The 20,591-nt window shown below is 59.8% G+C and carries 18 protein-coding genes and 1 tRNA gene; 18 read left to right on the forward strand and 1 reads right to left on the reverse strand.

Going from position 1 to position 20,591, the window contains the following annotated elements; all coding sequences use genetic code 11:
- The first annotated feature begins 13 nt into the window (after positions 1-13).
- Together AC5I5B_RS17045 and AC5I5B_RS17050 are read left to right on the forward strand one after the other, a co-directional pair.
- Positions 14-1,237 carry an MFS transporter gene (locus AC5I5B_RS17045; RefSeq protein ID WP_111834291.1) on the forward strand — a complete coding sequence of 408 codons (1,224 nt, stop codon included), beginning with the start codon at positions 14-16 and terminating at the stop codon, positions 1,235-1,237.
- 218 nt (positions 1,238-1,455) lie between these two features.
- Positions 1,456-3,594, forward strand: a complete 2,139-nt coding sequence (locus AC5I5B_RS17050; protein WP_111834292.1) for a sodium-translocating pyrophosphatase — start codon at positions 1,456-1,458, stop codon at positions 3,592-3,594.
- Between the two features lie 75 nt (positions 3,595-3,669).
- Here AC5I5B_RS17050 and AC5I5B_RS17055 read toward each other — a convergent pair whose 3' ends face one another.
- Positions 3,670-4,200 carry an outer membrane protein assembly factor BamE gene (locus AC5I5B_RS17055; RefSeq protein WP_003502231.1) on the reverse strand — a complete coding sequence of 177 codons (531 nt, stop codon included), beginning with the start codon at positions 4,198-4,200 and terminating at the stop codon, positions 3,670-3,672.
- 270 nt (positions 4,201-4,470) lie between these two features.
- On the opposite strand from AC5I5B_RS17055, the gene AC5I5B_RS17060 reads away from it, so the two are divergent.
- From AC5I5B_RS17060 to AC5I5B_RS17135, 16 genes are all read left to right on the forward strand, one after another.
- Complete coding sequence (locus AC5I5B_RS17060) at positions 4,471-5,010, forward strand: ubiquinol-cytochrome C chaperone family protein (RefSeq protein ID WP_060724066.1); 540 nt, start codon at positions 4,471-4,473, stop codon at positions 5,008-5,010.
- Positions 5,011-5,018: 8 nt separating this feature from the next.
- Entirely contained in the window at positions 5,019-5,582 is a 564-nt protein-coding gene (locus tag AC5I5B_RS17065) for a YceD family protein (RefSeq protein ID WP_003502233.1), read from the forward strand.
- Positions 5,583-5,683: 101 nt separating this feature from the next.
- A complete protein-coding gene (gene plsX / locus AC5I5B_RS17070; RefSeq protein ID WP_026363445.1) occupies positions 5,684-6,745 on the forward strand; it encodes a phosphate acyltransferase PlsX in 1,062 nt (353 codons plus the stop codon).
- 4 nt (positions 6,746-6,749) lie between these two features.
- Positions 6,750-7,721 carry a beta-ketoacyl-ACP synthase III gene (locus tag AC5I5B_RS17075; RefSeq protein ID WP_111834293.1) on the forward strand — a complete coding sequence of 324 codons (972 nt, stop codon included), beginning with the start codon at positions 6,750-6,752 and terminating at the stop codon, positions 7,719-7,721.
- A gap of 244 nt (positions 7,722-7,965) precedes the next feature.
- Positions 7,966-8,304 (forward strand): integration host factor subunit alpha, encoded by a 339-nt coding sequence (locus tag AC5I5B_RS17080; RefSeq protein ID WP_003502236.1) that lies wholly within the window; start codon positions 7,966-7,968, stop codon positions 8,302-8,304.
- Positions 8,305-8,578: 274 nt separating this feature from the next.
- A complete protein-coding gene (locus AC5I5B_RS17085) occupies positions 8,579-9,112 on the forward strand; it encodes a MerR family transcriptional regulator (protein WP_003502237.1) in 534 nt (177 codons plus the stop codon).
- Positions 9,113-9,275: 163 nt separating this feature from the next.
- Positions 9,276-10,004, forward strand: a complete 729-nt coding sequence (locus tag AC5I5B_RS17090) for a thermonuclease family protein (RefSeq protein WP_020810782.1) — start codon at positions 9,276-9,278, stop codon at positions 10,002-10,004.
- Positions 10,005-10,139: 135 nt separating this feature from the next.
- Positions 10,140-10,225 (forward strand) — tRNA-Leu (locus AC5I5B_RS17095).
- Positions 10,226-10,458: 233 nt separating this feature from the next.
- Positions 10,459-12,963: a heavy metal translocating P-type ATPase gene (locus tag AC5I5B_RS17100; protein ID WP_111817221.1), complete on the forward strand. Its 2,505-nt coding sequence runs from the start codon at positions 10,459-10,461 to the stop codon at positions 12,961-12,963.
- 12 nt (positions 12,964-12,975) lie between these two features.
- Complete coding sequence (locus AC5I5B_RS17105; RefSeq protein WP_495752755.1) at positions 12,976-13,986, forward strand: 2Fe-2S iron-sulfur cluster-binding protein; 1,011 nt, start codon at positions 12,976-12,978, stop codon at positions 13,984-13,986.
- An 11-nt stretch (positions 13,987-13,997) separates the two neighbouring features.
- Positions 13,998-14,486 (forward strand): Cu(I)-responsive transcriptional regulator, encoded by a 489-nt coding sequence (cueR, locus tag AC5I5B_RS17110; protein ID WP_111834294.1) that lies wholly within the window; start codon positions 13,998-14,000, stop codon positions 14,484-14,486.
- 70 nt (positions 14,487-14,556) lie between these two features.
- Positions 14,557-15,501, forward strand: coding sequence for an ABC transporter permease (locus AC5I5B_RS17115; RefSeq protein ID WP_003502250.1), 945 nt, complete (start codon positions 14,557-14,559; stop codon positions 15,499-15,501).
- Positions 15,491-16,396, forward strand: a complete 906-nt coding sequence (locus AC5I5B_RS17120; protein ID WP_111834295.1) for an ABC transporter permease — start codon at positions 15,491-15,493, stop codon at positions 16,394-16,396. The genes AC5I5B_RS17115 and AC5I5B_RS17120 overlap by 11 nt, the downstream gene beginning before the upstream one ends.
- A gap of 139 nt (positions 16,397-16,535) precedes the next feature.
- Positions 16,536-17,603 (forward strand): ABC transporter ATP-binding protein, encoded by a 1,068-nt coding sequence (locus tag AC5I5B_RS17125; protein WP_060724072.1) that lies wholly within the window; start codon positions 16,536-16,538, stop codon positions 17,601-17,603.
- Positions 17,604-17,615: 12 nt separating this feature from the next.
- A complete protein-coding gene (locus AC5I5B_RS17130; protein ID WP_035212373.1) occupies positions 17,616-18,626 on the forward strand; it encodes an ABC transporter ATP-binding protein in 1,011 nt (336 codons plus the stop codon).
- A gap of 230 nt (positions 18,627-18,856) precedes the next feature.
- Positions 18,857-20,350: an ABC transporter substrate-binding protein gene (locus tag AC5I5B_RS17135; RefSeq protein WP_111780880.1), complete on the forward strand. Its 1,494-nt coding sequence runs from the start codon at positions 18,857-18,859 to the stop codon at positions 20,348-20,350.
- Positions 20,351-20,591 lie beyond the last annotated feature (241 nt).

Below are 20,591 nucleotides of genomic sequence, written 5' to 3' on the forward strand. Positions count from 1 at the left end.
AGGTGAGGAAGAGATGAGCGCAGTTTCCCTCCCCGGACTTGAAGTTCAACTGGACGAGGCGAAGCGCAACGTCTTCCTTCTCACCATGGCGCAGGCGATCATGGGATCGGCCGCGCCCTTGAGCTTTTCGGTCGGCGCGCTTGCCGGTTATCAGCTGCTCGGTGCGGACAAGTCACTGGCAACCGCGCCGCTCACCGGCTTTAATGTCGGTGTCGCGCTCGGCGCGATCTGCGTGGCGGCCGCCTCCCGCTTTCTTGGCCGCAAGGCAGGCTTCATGGTCGGCGCGCTGATGTGCTCCATCGGCGGCGGCATTGCTGCGGTGGCGCTCTTCCGGTCGGATTTCTGGCTGTTTGCCGTGGGCCTGCTGCTGATTGGCATTTCTGGCGGTTTCACGCAGAAAATCCGCTTCGCCGCAGCCGATGCCTCGCCATCCTTCTACAAACCGAAGGCGATCTCCTGGATTCTGGCTGGCGGCATCATTTCCGCCATCGTCGGGCCGCAACTCGCCATCTTCGGCAAGGATTTACTTGCGCCGGTTACCTTTGCCGGCGCTTTTCTGGCCCTCGTTCCGCTCGGCCTCGTTTCGATTGCCATTCTGGCGTTTCTGAAATTGCCCGACCCCAAGGCTGCCACCGCCCATGTCGAATCGGTGAGGCCGCTTTCGGAGATTGTCCGCACGCAGCGTTTCGTCACCGGCATGATCTGCGGCATCGGCTCTTATGCGTTGATGACCTTCATGATGACGGGCGCACCGCTTGCCATGGTGATCGGCTGCGGTTTCCCGACCGAACTCGCCACGCTCGGCATCCAGTGGCATGTGCTGGCCATGTTCGGCCCGAGCTTCTTCACCGGCATGCTGATTTCCCGAATCGGCGCGGAAAAAATCGTTGCTTGCGGCCTCATCGTGCTGATGGCCTGCGCCATTGTCGCCCATATGGGCATAGAGCTGTGGAATTTCTGGGCGGCGCTCATTTTGCTTGGCCTCGGCTGGAATTTCGGTTTCATCGGTGCAACCGCCATCATCACGTCAAGCTACCGCCCGCATGAGGCGGACAAGGTGCAGGGCTTCCATGATATCGTGCTCTTCGGCACGGTGGCGTTGTCGTCCTTCTCTTCCGGCAAGGTGTTTACGGCCTGGGGCTGGTCGGTGATGAACCTCGTCATCTGGCCGGTTGCCGGGCTTTGCCTCCTGCTCGTCCTGTCGCTCATCCTCACGAAGCAAAAAAAAGCCGCCTGAGTTCTGCGCCGCTCTCTACGCCTTTCAAGTTTCAGGCAAATTTGTGGGCTTGACGCGGCACCTTGCGCCAACGCAATCTCCGCTCCGAGGACATTTTTCCTTGGGAGGGGAACAAATGCCCAAGACGGGATTTGGGACAGGCCGTCCGCATCTCCCTGCACAAGGTTTCGCCGCGCCGGGGAGGGAGTGAGACCCGGCCTTTTGGGAGGTAAGTGCGCATGACCGTAATACCCATAGTAATTTTATGCGGTGTCCTGTCCGTGGTTTACGCGGTATGGGCCACCAAAAGCGTTCTCGATGCCGATCAGGGCAACGAGCGTATGCGTGAAATAGCAGGTTTTATCCGTGAAGGTGCGCAGGCTTATCTCACCCGTCAATATCTCACCATCGCCGTCGTCGGATTGATCGTCGCTGTTCTTGCCTGGTATCTGCTATCGGCCATGGCGGCCATCGGCTTCCTCATCGGCGCGGTGCTTTCGGGCGCGGCCGGTTTCGTCGGCATGCATGTGTCGGTGCGCGCCAATCTGCGCACCGCGCAGGCGGCGTCCCACAGCCTTTCCGCCGGTCTCGATATCGCCTTCAAGTCGGGCGCCATCACCGGCATGCTGGTCGCAGGTCTCGCGCTGCTCGGCGTCTCCATCTATTATTTCGTCCTGACCTCGGTGATGGGCCATCCGGCCGGATCGCGTGAGGTGATCGATGCGCTGGTGTCGCTCGGCTTCGGCGCATCGCTGATCTCCATCTTCGCCCGTCTCGGCGGCGGCATCTTCACCAAGGGTGCAGATGTCGGCGGCGATCTCGTCGGCAAGGTCGAGGCCGGCATTCCCGAGGACGACCCGCGCAACCCGGCAACGATCGCCGACAATGTCGGCGACAACGTCGGCGACTGCGCCGGCATGGCGGCAGACCTCTTCGAGACCTATGCCGTCTCCGTGGTCGCGACCATGGTTCTTGCCGCGATCTTTTTTGCGGGAACGCCGATACTGGAAAGCGCCATGGTCTATCCGCTGGCGATTTGCGGCGCCTGCATCCTGACCTCGATTGCCGGCACCTTCTTCGTGAAGCTCGGCACCAACAATTCCATCATGGGCGCGCTCTACAAAGGGCTCATCGCCACCGGCGTTTTCTCGGTTGCCGGTCTTGCGGTCGCTACTCATGCGACGGTCGGCTGGGGAGTGGTGGGCACGGTGGCCGGAATGGAGATCACCGGCACCAACCTCTTCTTCTGCGGATTGGTCGGCCTCGTCGTGACGGCGCTTATCGTCGTCATCACCGAATATTATACCGGCACCAACAAGCGGCCGGTCAACTCCATCGCCCAGGCGTCGGTCACCGGTCACGGCACCAACGTCATCCAGGGCCTTGCGGTTTCGCTGGAATCGACGGCGCTGCCGGCTCTCGTCATCGTTGGCGGCATCATCGGAACCTATCAGTTGGCCGGCCTGTTCGGCACGGGCATCGCGGTCACCGCCATGCTTGGTCTCGCGGGCATGATCGTGGCGCTCGACGCCTTCGGCCCGGTGACTGATAATGCCGGTGGTATCGCTGAAATGGCCGGTCTCGATCCTGACGTGCGCAAGGCGACGGATGCGCTGGATGCCGTCGGCAACACCACCAAGGCCGTCACCAAGGGTTACGCCATCGGTTCGGCCGGTCTCGGCGCGCTGGTGCTGTTTGCGGCCTATTCCAACGACCTGTCCTATTTCGCCGCCAATGGCGATACTTATCCCTACTTCAAGGATATAGGCGAGATTTCCTTCAGCCTCGCCAACCCTTATGTGGTTGCCGGCCTGCTGTTCGGCGGCCTCATCCCCTATCTCTTCGGCGGCATCGCCATGACGGCGGTGGGCAAGGCGGCAAGCTCGATTGTCGAGGAAGTGCGCCGCCAGTTTCGCGAAAAACCGGGCATCATGGCTGGGACGGAAAAGCCTGATTATGGCAGGGCCGTGGACCTGCTGACACGCGCGGCGATCAAGGAAATGGTCATCCCGTCGCTCCTGCCGGTTCTGGCGCCGCTCGTCGTTTATTTCGGCGTGCTGCTGATTTCGGGCTCCAAGGCGTCGGCCTTCGCGGCACTTGGCGCATCGCTGCTCGGCGTCATCATCAACGGCCTCTTCGTGGCGATTTCCATGACCTCAGGTGGCGGTGCATGGGACAACGCCAAAAAGAGCTTCGAAGACGGCTTCATCGACAAGGACGGCGTGCGCCACGTCAAGGGTTCGGACGCCCACAAGGCGTCGGTGACGGGTGATACGGTCGGCGATCCCTACAAGGATACCGCCGGTCCCGCCGTCAACCCGGCGATCAAGATCACCAATATCGTGGCGCTGTTGCTGCTTGCTGTTCTTGCCCACTGAGGGCTGAGGTTCCGACGAATGAAAAAGGCCCGGGGAGTGATCCCCGGGCCTTTGATTTTTCCGTTCCTGCTGAGGTCAGGGGGTGTTGTTGCCCTGACCGAGAATGCTCTTGGCGATGTTGGCGCCGGAGGTGCCGCCGGAGAGCAGCTGCTGCAGGAAGGTGAGGTCCTTGCCGCCGGTCGGCGTTGTGCGCGAAATCGTGTCGAAGACCTTGCCGTCCTGCAGCGTGTAGTTGGCCTTGCGCTCGATGACGCCGTCCTTGTTGAAATAGATCGCAAGAATGTTCTGTTCGACCAGCGCCGGCTTCATGAAGGCCGCGCGGCGCACGCGCTTCTGCGAGATGTAATAGAAAACCTCGTTGCCGAAGGTCGCCGTCGTGGAGGGCGTGCCCATGGTCAGCAGAACCTGCTCACGGCTGGAACCCTCAGGGATCAGCTGGAGCGACTGCTCGTCCATGACATAGCCGTTATGGAACACATCGGTTGTGCTGCTGCAGGCGGAAAGCAGGCCGGATGCGAGCACGATTGCGATGGCGGTCTTGCTCAGAATTTTGCCGTGACTTGCGGATTTCTGCTTGCTCAACTGCTTTTCCCCGACTGCGATCATGAATGGCACCTTCCGGCATTGCGTGGTGCACAGTGTCTGTGCACATGATTGTGTCAATCCGGGGACGGAAAATCCCGATCACCCCCCAAATTCAATGCTTTCCCGGCCTTTTGGAACTCCTCCGGTTCTCTTCGACTGTTTCAGCCCAAAGACGAACGTGACCGTGACAGCATTGCAATTCGTGGATGCTTCGGTAAACCAGCTTTGACAATCATGCAACAAGTGCGATGGGCGGTAAGCGAATTCACCCGTCCGGTTCGGAAAAAAAAGATGATATTCGGGCTGTTCAAGAAGAAAAACAACAATCGCGCCATAGTTGACCGGCAATATGCGACCTTGACGGCTGCCGCCCGCACGCCCGGATTTTATCTTGACCTCGGTGTGCCCGACACGGTCATGGGCCGTTTCGAGATGCTCTCGGCGATCATGATTCTCTATTTCCGCCGCACCAAATCATCAGGTGTCAGCGGGCAGGAAATCGCCCAGGAGATCGTCGACGCCTTTTTTCAAGATATCGATCATTCCATCCGTGAGCTGGGAATCGGTGACCAGGGCGTGCCGAAACGCATGAAGAAATTCGCCGGTATGTTTTATGGGCGGCTCGAATCCTACGCGGCGGCGCTGGATGCTTCCGACCGCCCCGCTCTTGCCGCAGCGCTCCGGCGCAATATATATCCGCAGGTAGACGACAAGGCCCCTGATATGGAGGGGTTGGCGGGCTGGATGATGGAAGCATCCGCAGCCCTTGCCGCCCAGTCCGAAGAGACAATAGCAACCGGAAGCCTGACGCTGCCCTTGCCTTTACGATGAGGTTCACGATGAACGCGCGACACGCCGCAAATGACGACCTGCCTTTTTCCTATCCCGTAAAGGTAGGCCATATTTCCGCCAATCCCGTCAGGATTGGTCTCGAAGCCAGTGCCGAGGAACTGAAGGCGCTGGCGAAATTCTGGGATGTGGTTTCCGTCGAATATCTGAAGGCGGAGCTGCAGGTTTCCCGCTGGAAGAAGGATGGCGTGAAGATCAAGGGTGAGGTGCATGCGGCTGTGACCCAATCCTGCATCGTCACGCTGGAGCCGGTCTCGAGCAAGATCGACGAGACGGTGGAGCAGATTTTCGTCCCGGAAGGATCGAAACTGGCGCGGATGGTGACCAATGAGGAAGGCGAGATCGTGCTTGATCCTGATGGCCCCGATATTCCCGATCAGTTCACCGGCGACAGCATCGATGTCGGCGCCGTGGTTGCCGAATTTGCCGCGCTTGCGATCGATCCCTATCCGCGCAAAGCGGATGCGGAATTTGCCGAAGCGGCTGAAAAAGAGCCCGAAGAAGAAAAGCGCCCATCGCCCTTTGCCGTGCTGAAAGATTGGAAAAAAGACTGAATGGCCCAGCCGGGCTGAAATAATTTTATTGTAACAAGAGCCGGAAAAGGTATTTTCGCGCAAAATCCGCTTGATTGGCGGCAAGTAAGGATAAGGGACGAGTGATCAGAATTGCAATTGACGTCATGGGTGGCGATTTCGGCCCAGATGTTGCCATACCCGGTGCCGCCAAGGCGCTTGAACGGCACAACGATGTAACTTTTCTGCTCTACGGGCAGAAGAGCAAATGCGACCCCATTCTGGCACAATATCCCGCACTTCGGGAAAAGTCGGTCTTTCACGATTGTGAAGTCTCGGTCAGCATGGACGAGAAACCGAGCCAGGCGCTGCGCCGTGGCCGCTATGTTTCCAGCATGTGGCGCGCCATCGAGGCGGTGAAGCTCGGCGAGGCGGATGTCGCCGTTTCCGCCGGCAATACCGGCGCGCTGATGGCCATGGCCAAATTCTGTTTGCGCACCATGGCGCGGGTGGAACGACCGGCGATTGCCGGCATCTGGCCGACGCTGAAGGGCGAAAGCATCGTGCTCGACATCGGTGCGACGATCGGCGCCGATTCCCAGCAGCTTCTGGATTTTGCCCTGATGGGCGGCGCCATGGCGCGCGCGCTTTTCGATATCGACCGCCCTACCGTCGGCCTGCTCAATGTCGGTGTCGAGGAAGTCAAGGGCCAGGAAGAGGTACGTGAGGCCGGACGGCTTATCCGTGAGGCCGATCTCGGCACCATCGACTATCGCGGTTTCGTCGAAGGCGATGATATCGGCAAGGGTACGGTGGATGTGGTGGTGACGGAAGGTTTCACCGGCAACATTGCGCTCAAAGCCGCAGAAGGCACGGCGCGCCAGATCACCACGCTTCTGCGTGAGGCGATCTCGCGCAGCTTCTTCGCCAAGATCGGTTATGTCCTGGCGAAAAGCGCCTTTGATGTGCTTCGGGAAAAAATGGACCCGCGCAAGGTCAATGGCGGCGTGTTTCTGGGCCTGAACGGCATTGTCATCAAGAGCCACGGGGGTACGGACGCCGTTGGTTTTGCGTCGGCTGTCGATGTCGGTTACGACATGGTTCACAACGGCCTGACGGCCAAGATTGAAAATGATCTGAAGATTTACCACGCAAGACGGCTTCCGCCCCCGGCGCCCGAAGCTCTCGTGGCTGACGAGGAATAAGGGAATGATCCGCTCTATAGTTCGTGGTTTCGGGGCAGCGCTTCCGAAGCGTGTCATGACCAACAGCGAAATCGAAGGTGTCGTCGAGACATCAGACGAATGGATCGTGCAGCGCACGGGCATCAAGCAGCGCTATATCGCCGGCGAAGGTGAAACCACCGCGTCCCTCGGCGAAGCTGCTGCGCGTGCCGCGCTCGACAATGCCGGCCTGACACCTGATGATATCGACCTCATCATTCTGGCCACCTCGACCCCTGATAACACTTTTCCGGCAACGGCGGTGAACATCCAGAACCGTCTTGGCATGACCCACGGCTTCGCCTTCGACATGCAGGCCGTCTGTTCCGGCTTCGTTTATGCCGTATCGACCGCCGACCTCTATATTCGCGGCGGCATGGCCAAGCGCGTCCTGGTGATCGGTTCCGAAACCTTCTCGCGCATTCTCGACTGGAAGGACCGCACCACCTGCGTTCTCTTCGGAGATGGCGCCGGCGCGCTGATTCTTGAAGCCGGCGAAGGCGAGGGGACGTCCGCCGATCGCGGCGTTCTGACCGCGCAGCTGCGTTCCGACGGTTCGCACAAGGAAAAGCTCTATGTCGATGGCGGACCTTCCACGACAGGTACCGTTGGTCATCTGCGCATGGAAGGCCGGGAAGTGTTCAAGCACGCCGTCGGCATGATCACCGACGTGATCGAACAGGCCTTTGAGGCGACGGGCACGACGTCTGATGACCTCGACTGGCTGGTTCCGCACCAGGCCAACAAGCGCATCATCGACGGATCGGCGAAGAAGCTTAACATCGCCCCGGAAAAGGTCGTCATCACCGTCGATCAGCACGGCAATACCTCGGCCGCCTCCATTCCGCTGGCGCTCGCCGTTGCGGCCGGCGACGGACGCATCAAGAAGGGCGATCTTGTCATGCTGGAGGCCATGGGCGGCGGCTTCACCTGGGGTGCGGTGCTGCTGCGCTGGTAAGGGCGTGATTTGCGCGTTTGCCGGGGCGCCGGGGCGAAATCGGTTGTGATTTTCGCGCTCACGCCCCGGTCAGAAGCGCCCGGGCGACCCGAGCCTGTGTCAAAACCGTATCAGTCAGTCTAAGCCCTTGCACTGATTGCCGAAAGCCTCAAATGAATCTGGAACAATCCCTTGACCGGTCGCCACAAGGGAAATAATCTCGGCGGCTCCTAGAGAAAAATTCAGACACGGTTTGTGGGGAAAAATGGCCGGGAAGACAGTGACACGCGCAGATCTTGCAGAATCTGTGTTTCGTAAAGTCGGGCTGTCCCGCACCGAATCCGCCGAACTGGTCGAAACGATCATCGACGAGATTTGCAACGCGATCACCCGCGGCGAGGTCGTCAAGCTTTCGTCCTTCGCAACTTTCCAGATCAGGGAAAAGAACGAGCGCATCGGCCGCAACCCGAAAACGGGTGAGGAAGTTCCGATTTCGCCGCGCCGCGTCATGACCTTCAAGGCCTCGAATGTGCTGAAGCAGCGGATTCTGAAGGCCCATACGGCCCGCAAGGCCAAGCAGAAGGGCCAGAAGGCGGGGGCATAATCCCTCACTCAAGGTCGTAGCGACACGCCTTTTTTGCCATATCGCAAGCCCTTTTCCCCATTCTTCTTGTGAACATACTTGAATTTCAACGTGCAAGCCGTTGAAATCCGGTCGACTCACATCATAATCAATTTTAGTGATTTGTATCTCGCCGCAACGGCGTCGGCGCGGGGTCGTAACCGACTTAGCGTGGTGTTTGACCGGCGGGTGAAAAGCGTTCTCGTTCAGTGTCCGGCCGGATGCATGGTGCTCCGGTTCGGATGGGAGTGGAAATTTGGATAAAAGCCCCGACGCGTTTCGGACGATCAGTGAAGTGGCGGATGAGCTGAACCTGCCGCAGCATGTGCTGCGTTTCTGGGAAACGCGTTTTCCGCAGATCAAGCCGATGAAACGGGGCGGGGGCCGCCGTTATTACCGCCCTGACGATATCGATCTCCTGAAGGGCATCCGTCATCTTCTTTATGACCATGGCTACACCATCAAGGGCGTGCAGAAGCTCCTGAAAGCCAATGGTAACCGCTTCGTGGCGGCAATCGCCTCCGGTGATCTCGCGACCATGGAAGCCATCATGGCGGCGAGCGGGGAAAAGGAAGTCGCCGAGCCGCGTGTCATCGATACCGATGGGGACGAGGTTGTCGGCCGTCCGAAGGCCAAGCCGAGCGGCCGGTTTTTCGGCTTCGGCGGCGGCAACAGCGATGCCGAAATATCGGTCGGCAAGTCGAGCATCGGCAAGGACGACCAGGCGCTTTTGCAGGAAGCCCTGTTCGATCTCCTCGAGTGCAAACGCCTGCTCGATCAGGTTCGCTGACGATTTATCCACAGGTCTTTTAAGCGTTTCCCATCCGGGAATTCGAGAAAACAAAGAGTTAGAGCGTTTTCCCGTTTCTCTGAAAAACGAAAACGATCGCGAATGCCAACTTTTCGGAAACTCCTTTCGCCGATAATGCGGCTCCGTTGAAAGGAGTCCGATCGTGAGCAACCGAAAACCGACAGCACGACGCCGCACGGCGAAGAAATCGAGCGGCGGCAGCGTTTGGCCATGGGTGTTGATGCTGGGCGTCGTTGCCGGCGGCATTCAGGCTTACGAACATCGAGACAGCCTTCTGCCGCAGCGCCATGTTGCGAAGGCGACATCCTCAGCCGCGAATTCCCCGAAAGTCGCGACAACCGCCAAGCGCGATGCGGTCACGACCGAGAAAGTCGCATCCATCCGCCCCGCATCGCCGGCTCTGCCCGGCAATGGACCGGTGCCGCCGCGCCCGATCGCCATGCCATCCGTCTCGCAGCCGAGCCAGGTTGCAGCTATCCTGCCGGAAACGCGTCCTTCGGTCGAAAAAATCTCGCTCGGTGAAAAAAGCGGCGCCTTTGCCTTCTGCGGCCGTTCGGGCCTCAATAATTGCGTGGCCGATGGCAACACCTTCTGGATGAAGGGCGTGAAGACGCAGCTCGCCGGCATCGAGGTTCCGCAGATCGACCGGGCGCGCTGCATGGAAGAGCGCCAGCGCGGTTTCGTTGCAAAGGTCAGGCTTCGCGACATGCTGAATGCCGGCGCCTTCGATGTGACCTCTTCCGGGACTGCGGGCGGGCAAGCCACGGAACGCAAACGGCTTTCGCGTTCGGGCGTCTCCTTCGCCGATCAACTCGTGCGAGAAGGGCTCGCCCATCCGGTATCGGCAAAAAATCAGTCCTGGTGTGGCTAAGGCCCAATTGACCGAAACGGTCCGGCCTGTGTAGATGAGGCTCAGTCGCGTTTGGGATCGAGGCCTCGTGCCGGACACCCGAAGGATGACGACTTTTTGCAGCGACTTGACCGCAATGGTGCAAGGCGCGGCAATGCGGACGTGGCGAAATCGGTAGACGCAGCAGACTTAAAATCTGCCGACCATTGGTCTTGCGGGTTCAAGTCCCGCCGTCCGCACCACCTTCACCCACAAACAAAGTGCGCCCCTGCAGCGCAGATGCGGCAAGGATAGATTGCCAATTCGCGTTGATATTCAGGCGTTGGTTGCTTTTGTTCCTAGTGGTGCGCCCAAAAAATAATCCTGCTCAAGCAAGCGGCATATTTCTTCGAAAATCACCCAAAAGAACCTATTGACCTTGCCACGATGGGAAGCCCTATCTTTTTTTTAACACAAGAAAAGAGGGGTCGTACGCATGTCACAAATGGAGATCCGGGCGAGTCACCAGATTGCGATCGATGGCATGACATGCGCCTCCTGTGTCGGCCGCGTGGAAAAGGCGATTGCCAAGGTGCCGGGCGTTCTGAAGGCCTCGGTCAATCTCGCGACGGAACGCGCTGATATCTCCTTTTCCGGATCGCCCGACGTGCCGGCCGTGATCGCGGCGGTCCGGAATGCTGGGTATGGCGTCGAAGAAAAAACCATCGAACTCGATATCGAGGGTATGACCTGCGCCTCCTGCGTCGGTCGTGTTGAAAAGGCGCTGAAGGCTGTTTCCGGTGTTTCCGATGCGACCGTCAATCTGGCGACCGAGCGTGCCACCATCCGCGTTGCCGGCAATGCCGCCTCTGCAGCCACCCTGGCGGAGGCGATCAAGCGGGCGGGCTATACGGCGAGCGAAATCATCGCCGACAAGGCCGGTGATGTGGAGCAGGATAGACGCGCTACGGAACTGCGCGGCCTGAAAATCAGCCTTGCCGTGGCCGCTGCGCTGACGTTGCCAGTCTTCGTGCTGGAGATGGGCTCGCATCTGGTGCCCGCCATCCATGATTTTGTGATGGAAACGGTCGGCATGCAGGAAAGCTGGTATCTGCAATTTGTGCTGACGACACTGGTCCTGTTCGGGCCCGGCCTGCGCTTCTTTAAAAAGGGCATACCCGCACTGCTAAGGCTGGCGCCGGACATGAATTCGCTCGTCGTACTGGGCACCGCCGCCGCCTGGGGATTTTCGGTGGTGGCAACCTTCCTGCCCGAAATCCTGCCGCGTGGCACGGCCAATGTCTATTATGAGGCGGCGGCGGTTATCGTCACGCTCATCCTTCTCGGCCGATTCCTCGAAGCGCGCGCCAAAGGCCGCACCAGCGAGGCGATAAAGCGCCTCGTCGGCCTGCAGGCGAAGTCCGCCCGCGTGCTGCGCGATGGCGAAACCGTTGATGTGCCGTTGCAGGATGTGCGCACCGGCGATGTGATCGTCGTTCGCCCCGGCGAGAAAGTGCCGGTCGATGGGCTGGTTCTCAGCGGTTCTTCTTATGTCGATGAATCGATGATCACTGGCGAGCCGGTCCCGGTCACCAAGGCGGCGGGTTCCGAGGTTGTCGGCGGCACGGTGAACCGCAATGGCTCCTTCACCTTCCGTGCAACCAAGGTGGGTGCCGATACGCTGATCGCCCAGATCATCCGCATGGTGGAGGAGGCGCAGGCCGACAAGCTGCCCATTCAGGCGCTGGTCGACAAGGTCACCAACTGGTTCGTGCCGGCTGTCATGCTGGCCGCACTCGCCACTTTCACCGTCTGGTTCATCTTTGGGCCTGATCCGGCCTTGACCTTCGCGCTCGTCAACGCGGTTGCGGTTCTCATCATCGCCTGTCCCTGCGCCATGGGCCTTGCCACGCCGACCTCGATCATGGTCGGCACCGGCCGCGCCGCCGAGATGGGCGTGCTGTTCCGCCGCGGCGATGCGCTTCAGACGCTGCGCGATGCCGACGTGATTGCCGTTGACAAGACCGGCACCCTGACGCTCGGCAAGCCGAAGCTGGTGCATTTCACCACGACGCAGGGCTTCGATGCGGATGAGGTGCTTCGCCTCGTCGCCTCGCTGGAGAACCATTCCGAACATCCGATTGCGGAGGCGATCGTCGAGGCGGCGAAACATGGCGGCCTGACGCTTGCCAATGCGGAAGGCTTCGAGGCGACCCCCGGTTTTGGTGTTGCAGCCATGGTTGACGGCCGCAGGGTCGAAGCGGGCGCAGACCGGTTCATGATCAAGCTCGGTTATGACGTCGCGATGTTTGCCGATGATGCCGAAAGGCTGGGCAGGGAAGGGCAGTCGCCGCTTTATGCCGCCGTCGATGGCAGGCTGGCCGCGATCATCGCCGTTGCCGATCCGATCAAGCAGACGACCCCGGAGGCGATTGCGGCGCTGCATGCGCTGGGCCTCAAGGTCACGATGATCACCGGTGACAATCGCCGCACTGCCGAAGCTATAGCCCGCCGTCTCGGTATTGATGAGGTGGTGGCGGAAGTGCTGCCCGACGGCAAGGTCGAGGCCGTCAAAAGGCTTGCTGCCGGCGGGCGACGTGTCGCCTTTGTCGGGGATGGGATCAATGATGCACCGGCGCTTGCTGCGGCCGATGTCGGGCTTGCCATCGGCACGGGTACGGATGTCGCGATTGAAAGTGCCGATGTGGTCTTGATGTCTGGCGATCTGCGCGGTGTTGCCAACGCCATCGCGCTCTCCAAGGCGACCATCCGCAATATCGGCCAGAATCTGTTCTGGGCCTTCGCTTACAACGCTGCACTCGTTCCGGTGGCGGCTGGAATATTGTATCCTGTCAACGGCGTTCTGCTGTCGCCTGTCCTTGCTGCCGGAGCCATGGCGCTTTCCAGCGTCTTCGTATTGACGAACGCGCTGCGCCTGAAAAGCTTCCGTGCACCGCTGGTGGACAGACCGGCGGGCATGCAGCTCGCAGCGGCCGAATAGGAGGCGGATGTGATGACGCCTGGCAACACAATCTATCTGCCGCAGATCGGGCGCAGCATCATGGCGGCGCAGGGTGAAACCGTGCTTCAGGCCGCGTTGGCCGCTGGCGTCACCTATCCGCATGGCTGTCGCATGGGCCGCTGCGGGGCCTGCAAATCGCATCTCATTTCCGGCAAGATCGATCTTCTCAAGCATACGCCCTTCTCCTTGACCGAAGAGGAAAAGGCGGATGGTCTGACGCTCGCCTGCCGGGCCGTGCCGTTAAGCGACATGACGATCAGCTGGCTCGATGGGGCGGATGAGATCGCCGATATTCCGACCGGCCGCTTTGAGGGCGTGGTGGCGGAAGTGGTGGATGCGACACATGATATCAAGCTCATCCGTATCCGGCTCAACGAGCGCGGGCAGTTTGCCTTCAAGCCCGGACAATATGTGCGCCTGCTTTATGCGGACTGTTCGCCGCGTGACTATTCCATCGCCAGTCGGGTGGATGAGGAATTGATCGAATTTCACATCCGGCACGTTCCCGGCGGCATGACGAGCGGCCGCATCTTTTCGCTCGCCAGGGCTGGTGACCCCGTGACGATCGTGGGGCCTTTCGGTTCTTCGTTCCTGCGGGAAAAACATTGTGGGCCCATCCTCGGCATTGCCGGCGGGTCGGGGCTTGCCCCCGTCAAGGCGGTTGTCGAGGCAGCACTTGCAACGGGCCGTGAACGCCCGGTTCATGTCTATTTCGGCGCGCGCGCTCAGCGTGATCTCTATATGCTCGACCGCTTCGGAGATCTTGCCGCGCGGCATGGCAATCTGAGCTTCGTTCCGGTTCTCTCGCATGAAGACCATGCCGATATCAGGTGCGGTTATGTCGGTGCGGCGGTGGCGGATGATTTCGACGATCTCGATGGCTGGAAAGCCTATATTGCCGGACCGCCGGCCATGATCGAGGCGACGGTGCCGCAGCTTCTGGCGCGCGGCATGCGCACCGCCGACATTCATGCAGACGTGTTTTTCACCCTGGAAAGATAGGAGCAGGATCGATGAACATTGGCACAGCCGCCACCGCCTCCGGTGTTTCTGCAAAGATGATCAGGCATTACGAGATGATCGGCCTGATCAAATCGGCAAACCGCACGGATTCCGGATACCGGGTCTATACGGCCAATGATCTGGAAACGCTGCGCTTCATCCGCCGCGGACGCGATCTCGGTTTTTCCATCGAAAAGATCAGGCAGCTCATGACCCTGTGGCGCGATCCGGGTGGCGCCTCCTGCGATGTCAAACGCATCGTCATGGAACATGTCGTCGATCTGGAAGCGAAGATGCACACGCTTCGGGAGATGGCAGACACGCTTCGAAACCTTGCAACCTATTGCCCCGACAATGGTGAGCCGGAGTGCCCGATCATTCAGGATCTGGCCCATTCCGAAAATGTCGATTTTGCACCGGTGGCTGTCGTGCCCAAGCGGCCCGGCATGCTGAAGGGTACGTCCGGGCCGGTGATGGATTTACATCGCCTGGCGAAATAAGCGGCTTTTCCCTTTGGGGGCGAGCGTCGATTGCAGTGGAAATGCCAATTGCTGTGAAGGAGACAGGGCCATGTGGATACAGATAATACAGCGCTTCTTTATTCTGTGCCTGATGCTGGCGATCGTTTCCGTCATCGCGTTTCTTCTGCCCTATATGGCGGGCGGTGATCCGGCCCGCACCATCCTGTTTTCACGCATGCGCGATACGGCACTTGATCCACATGCAGTGGAGGCGCTCCGGGCCAGTCTCGGGCTCGACCGGCCGCTTTACGTGCAATATTTCGCATGGCTGTCGAATGCGTTGCGTGGCGACCTTGGGTTTTCCTTCACCAGCAGCCAGCCTGTCGCTGCCGAGCTTATGCGGTCGCTCTGGGTGTCGGTGACGCTGGCGCTGACGGCGCTGGCGTTCGCGATCGCCGTCGCCCTGCCGCTCGGCACATTGGCGGCGATGCGTCCGGGCGGTCGTCTGGACAATTTCGCGACGCTGATGATCCAGACATTCGTCGCAACGCCCGAATACTGGTTCGCGCCCATGTCGGCGCTGGTCTTTGCGCTCTATCTCGGCTGGTTGCCCTCGGCCGGATGGGATAGCTGGCGCTCGCTGGTGCTTCCTGCGCTGACCCTGACGCTGCGGCCGCTCGCCTATTTCACGCAGGTGACGCGCGCCGCCATGGCCGAGGTTTTGCGCGCGCCCTATATCACGGCGGCGCGCAGCCGCGGCCTTGGCATGCATGGCACGGTCATGCGCCACGGCATCCGCAACGGCTCGCTGCCGGTGGTCACCTTCTTTGCCCTGTGGCTTGCGGGGCTGCTTGGCGGATCGGTGGTCGTGGAAGTGATCTTCGCCATTCCCGGCATGGGCCGGCTTCTCTACGACGCCGTGGTCAATCGCGACATCCCGATGCTGCAGGGTGGTTTCATCTGCATCGTGGCCCTGTCCATCCTGGTCAATACCCTGGCCGACAGCTTCTATGTCCTGATCAATCCAGCAATGCGAGGTCACCATGACCACTAGCCTCTTTCCGAGCGCGCCAGCCGCTGCCATGCCGATGACCATGCCCAAGCGCCCCTCGAGCCTGTCCCGCTTCACGGATTTCATCCGCTGCCGGCACTGGACCTTCTATGCGGGAGCGGCGATTTTTCTCGTCATCATCCTGCTGCTGGTGATCGCGCCGTGGATTTCACCCTATGATCCGGCAAAGCAGAACCTTCGTCTGCGGTTGAATGCGCCAAGCGCCCTCTACTGGCTGGGAACGGACCACCTGGGCCGCGATGTGCTCAGCCGGCTGCTGATCGGCGGCCGCTTCACGGTCACCATTGCCGCCATCACCGTCATTCTTTCTGTCGTGATCGGGACCTTCATCGGCATCATCAGCGGCCGCAACCGCGGCATCCTCGACGAGGTGCTGATGCGCATCGTGGACCTGCTCATCGCCATACCTGACGTCGTGATCGCGATTTTCCTCGTGGCCATCTTCGGCCCGGGATACGGAACGCTGATCGCGTCGCTGACCATCGTCGGCTGGACACCTTTTGCGCGGCTGGCGCGGGGGCTGACGCTCTCGATCAATTCGCGTGAATATATCCGTGCCGCCGAGGTACTCGGCTGCACAAGGCGCTTCATCATCTTCCGGCATATCATTCCCAACACGATCTGGCCGATTGCGGCCGTGGCGTTCCTGCGCTTTGGCCACAAGCTGATCACGGTGGGCGGATTGTCATTTCTGGGCCTTGGCGTACAGCCGCCGGCCGCAGACTGGGCGCTGATGCTGGCCGACGCGCAGGCCTATGCGGAGCGGATGCCCGTCCTCGTCATCGCACCGGGTCTGGCGATCTTCCTTGCAGCGCTCAGCGTGACGTGGATCGGCCATGGCCTCAATCTGGAAACAAAGAAAACCAACGGTCATTGACGCCTGCGGGCGGGCAATGACGGATTTGACGATTGTCAAACATACGTGACGCAACGGAACAGGAAGGAGAGTAATATCGTCTGAAGCCGCATGAAAATTCGTGAATGCCTCCGATTCAATAAAAATAAGGGGAACTCTTATGAATATCGAAGGACAAACGCTTGCCAAGACGGCCATGTCTCCCGAATGCGCACCGCTTCTGGAGATCGAGGATCTGCACGTTTCTGTGCCGGCGCAAAACGGCCGCAAGTTTGTTATTTCGGGCCTGACGCTTTCCGTCAACGCCGGAGAAGTCGTCGCTCTCGTCGGCGAATCCGGATCGGGTAAGAGCATGACGGCCCTGTCGCTGATGCGGCTTTTGCCGCAGGGCGCGGAAATCAATTCCGGCCGCATTTCCTTTGCCGGGCGCGATATTCTCGCTCTTTCATCCTCCGAACTCGATGCACTGCGCGGTGCCGATATCGGCATGCTGTTCCAGCAGCCGCAGGCCATGCTCGACCCGACCAGCCGGGTGAGGACGCAGGTTGCCGAGCCGCTCTGGATCCACCGTAAAATGAGCCGGCACGCGGCGCTTGACCGGGTCGTCGGTCTCCTGTCCGATGTCGGCATTCCCGATCCCTCAGCACGGGCGCAATGCTTCGCGCACGAGCTTTCCGGCGGTATGGCGCAACGTGTCATGATTGCCGCCGCACTGTCAGGCAATCCGCAGCTTCTGATCGCCGACGAACCGACGACGGCGCTCGATGTCACCGTTCAGGCACAGATACTCCGCCTGCTTGATGACGAACGCCGCAAGCGCCGGCTTGCCACGTTGCTCATCACCCATGACCTCTCGGTCGTCGCCGCTTTCGCGGACCGGATTGCGGTCATGTATGCCGGCCGCATCGTCGAAGAGGGGCCGACCCAGGCGATCCTCAAGGCGCCGCAGCACCCCTATACCAAGGCGCTCATCAGCTGTTCACTCCTGACCACCGACAGCGAGGGGCAATTGCTGACGATCCCCGGTTCGAGCGCGCAGGCCCATGACATGTCCTGCGGCTGCCGGTTTCATCCGCGCTGCACGCTTGCCAACTCGGCAGGCATGGGCGGCCGCTGCATGGCGTCGGAACCGGATCTGAATGCCTTGCCCGAAGGGCGCAAGGCGCGATGCTGGGCGGTCGGTCACGATCATGCCGCTCATGATCATGCCAGCCACACGGTCTGCTGAGGGAGGGCGACAATGTTATCGACAGCGACGACACAGACCCCGTCACCGGCGGAAAACAGGAGCCGGCCCTTTGTGGTCGCAAAGAACCTCTGCAAATATTATCCCATATCGGGCTTTGGTCACCGTGTGGTGAAATCCGTCGACGATGTTTCCCTGACGATCGGCGAGGGGGAAGTGCTGGGCCTCGTTGGTGAATCCGGATGCGGCAAAAGCACGGTTGCCGGGCTGATCACGCGGCTGACCCACGCAACCAAAGGCGAGGTCAGCATCGGGCAGAACGATATGCTGCACATGCAGGGCGAGGCGCTGCGGCGCATGCGCCGGGTGGTGCAGCTGGTGTTTCAGGACCCTTATTCGGCACTCGATCCGCGCATGCGTATCGGCCAGAGCATGGAAGCGCCGCTTGCCCAGCATGGCATCGGCACCCGCGAGGAACGTACGGCGCGGGTTTTCCGGATGCTGGAAGAGGTCGGTCTCGACGGCTCTTTTTATGATCGCTATCCGAGCCAGTGTTCCGGCGGCCAGTTGCAGCGCGTCGTCATCGGCCGTGCGCTGCTTCTCAATCCGAGCTTCCTCGTCTGCGACGAGCCGACATCGGCGCTCGATGCCTCGATGCGGACGCAGATACTGAACCTTCTGATGGACATGAAGCGCCGTCACGGTTTGACGGTTCTGATGATTTCCCACGATCTGCGCGTGGTGCGTTATCTCTGCGATCGCATCGCGGTGATGTATCTCGGGCGCGTTGTTGAAATCGCTGACCGGGAGGAGCTTTTCCGGGCGCCGAAGCATCCCTACACCAAGGCTCTCATAGCATCGTCGATGCTGGACGAGACGGGGTTATATGCACCGGAAATGCTTCTTGACGGCGATTTGCCGAGCCCTCTCAATCCTCCTGACGGATGCAAATTCCACACCCGCTGCAAATATGCGACCGAGATATGCGGCGAGGTGGAACCCGTTCTGGAAGGCGTTTCCGGCGAGCATTTTGCCCGCTGCCATCGCTGGCGGGAATTGGGCTGAAGGACAACGCAGTTACAGTTTTCTGTTGCTGTAAAAACAGATGAATCGTGTGTTTGCGAATTAATATCGGAATAAAATTCCGAGTATAAAACGTAAAATAGATAATATTCGAATGGATAATCGATAGATATCCATAGAGTATTCTTGTTGTCTTCGTAATTATTGAGTGAAATTTCGAGAAAATGTACGAATTGTGAGCGTTGTCATCAAAAATAAAAGGGGAATCTTCTATGATGAAGCACGCACTTTTGGCGACGTGCGCCGTTGTGGTCTCGTTTGGGACGCAGGCGGCGACAGCCGGAACGATCACCTATGACGATTATACCGGCGTCAAGACCGGCTGGCAGATGGCCTCCGACGATGCCTATCTCGGTTCGCGCGCGGGGTGTTTCGAAAGCCTGGTCCGCGTCGGCTATGACACCGCACTGGAGCCGGGGCTGGCCGAATCCTGGACACAGACCTCGCCGAAGGTCTGGGAATTCAAGCTGCGCAAGGGCGTGAAGTTCCAGAACGGCGAGCCGCTTAACGCTGCGGCCGCAGTCAATGCACTCACCAATCTTCTCAAGGCGCCCGTTCCGGCTCGGGCCTTTTCGCCCAAGCTGATCGCTGCCGTCGATGCTGGTGGCGACGATATCGTGAAGATCACGACCATCGAGCCATCGGTGCTGCTGCCGGCGCAAATGGCAAGCCCGGCGACTTCGATCCTCGCGCCATCCGCCTATAAGGATGGCAAGGTCGATCCGATCGGAACCTGCACCGGGCCATTCAAGATCACCAAGGTCGATGCCAACCAATATATGGAGCTGACCGCGAACCATGACTATTGGAACGGCATGCCGAAGCTCTCGGGCGGCCGCGTAAACTTTATTCCGGATGCCGATACGCGCGCCACCCAGATAAGAAGCGGTGAAGTGCAGATTTCGCGCGTGATTCCACCCTGGGCGGTAAAGACCATTGAAGCCACGAAGGGTGTGAAGGTTGCGCCGATTACCGTACCCCGGATTACGGAAATGCTGCTCAATAATTCGAAGCCGCCGTTCAAGGATATCAAGGTTCGGCAGGCGATCCGGGCTGCCATCGACACCGCCGGTATTGCCGACAGCATCTATGAAGGCGTGGTAAAGCCCGCAACGATGCCCTTCGCACCCGGAGAGCCGTGGGCGCCGCAAGACGTCACGCCCGCTTATGACGTAGAGAAGGCAAAGGCTCTGCTGAAAGAGGCGGGAATTGCTCCCGGCAGCCTGAAGCTGACGCTTCTGGCCTACACTGAAAGAACCGAACTCAAGGATGTTGCCGCCGTTATCCAGGCCCAGTTGCAGGAAATCGGCATCAAGGTCGATGTGCGCGTTGCCGATTACACTGCGATCGAGCCCGATCTCCTGGCCGGCAATTTCGACATGGTTCTTCTGTCACGCGGTTATGCCACTGATGTTGCAGAACCGATCGGTTTCCTCAACGCCGACTACACCTGTGGAGGCGGCTACAACATCTCGCATTATTGCAGTGAGGAGACGGACAAGCTGATCAAATCCGCCTATGCGGCGGCTGAGCCGGCCAAGCGTTACGCCATCTATGCCGAGGCGGCGAAGAGGGTTTACGACGAAGCCGTCACCGTCTACCTCATCCACGAGACCGCTTTCGATGCCTATTCGGACAAGGTCGAAAACTTCAAGCCGCATCCGATCAACTACTTCATCATGACCAAGGATCTGGCGGTGAAATAAGCCGACATGACATTGCTGACGAGGTATGGCCCGGCTCGCAAGAGCTGGGCCATATTGCTGATATGGTGCCGCCACGCCGGGGTTGGATGCCGGATCAGGCCCACTGCCGTCCGGGCCAAATTTCTGGACAATGTGCGTGACATTGATTTGGAATGACGAGCTACGCCAAACACTCCGGCGTCATCCTCGGGCTTGTCCCGAGGATGACGCGAGAGGCGTGAAGCCTTCGCCGCCGGCTTCG

The organism is Agrobacterium sp., from assembly GCF_059499945.1.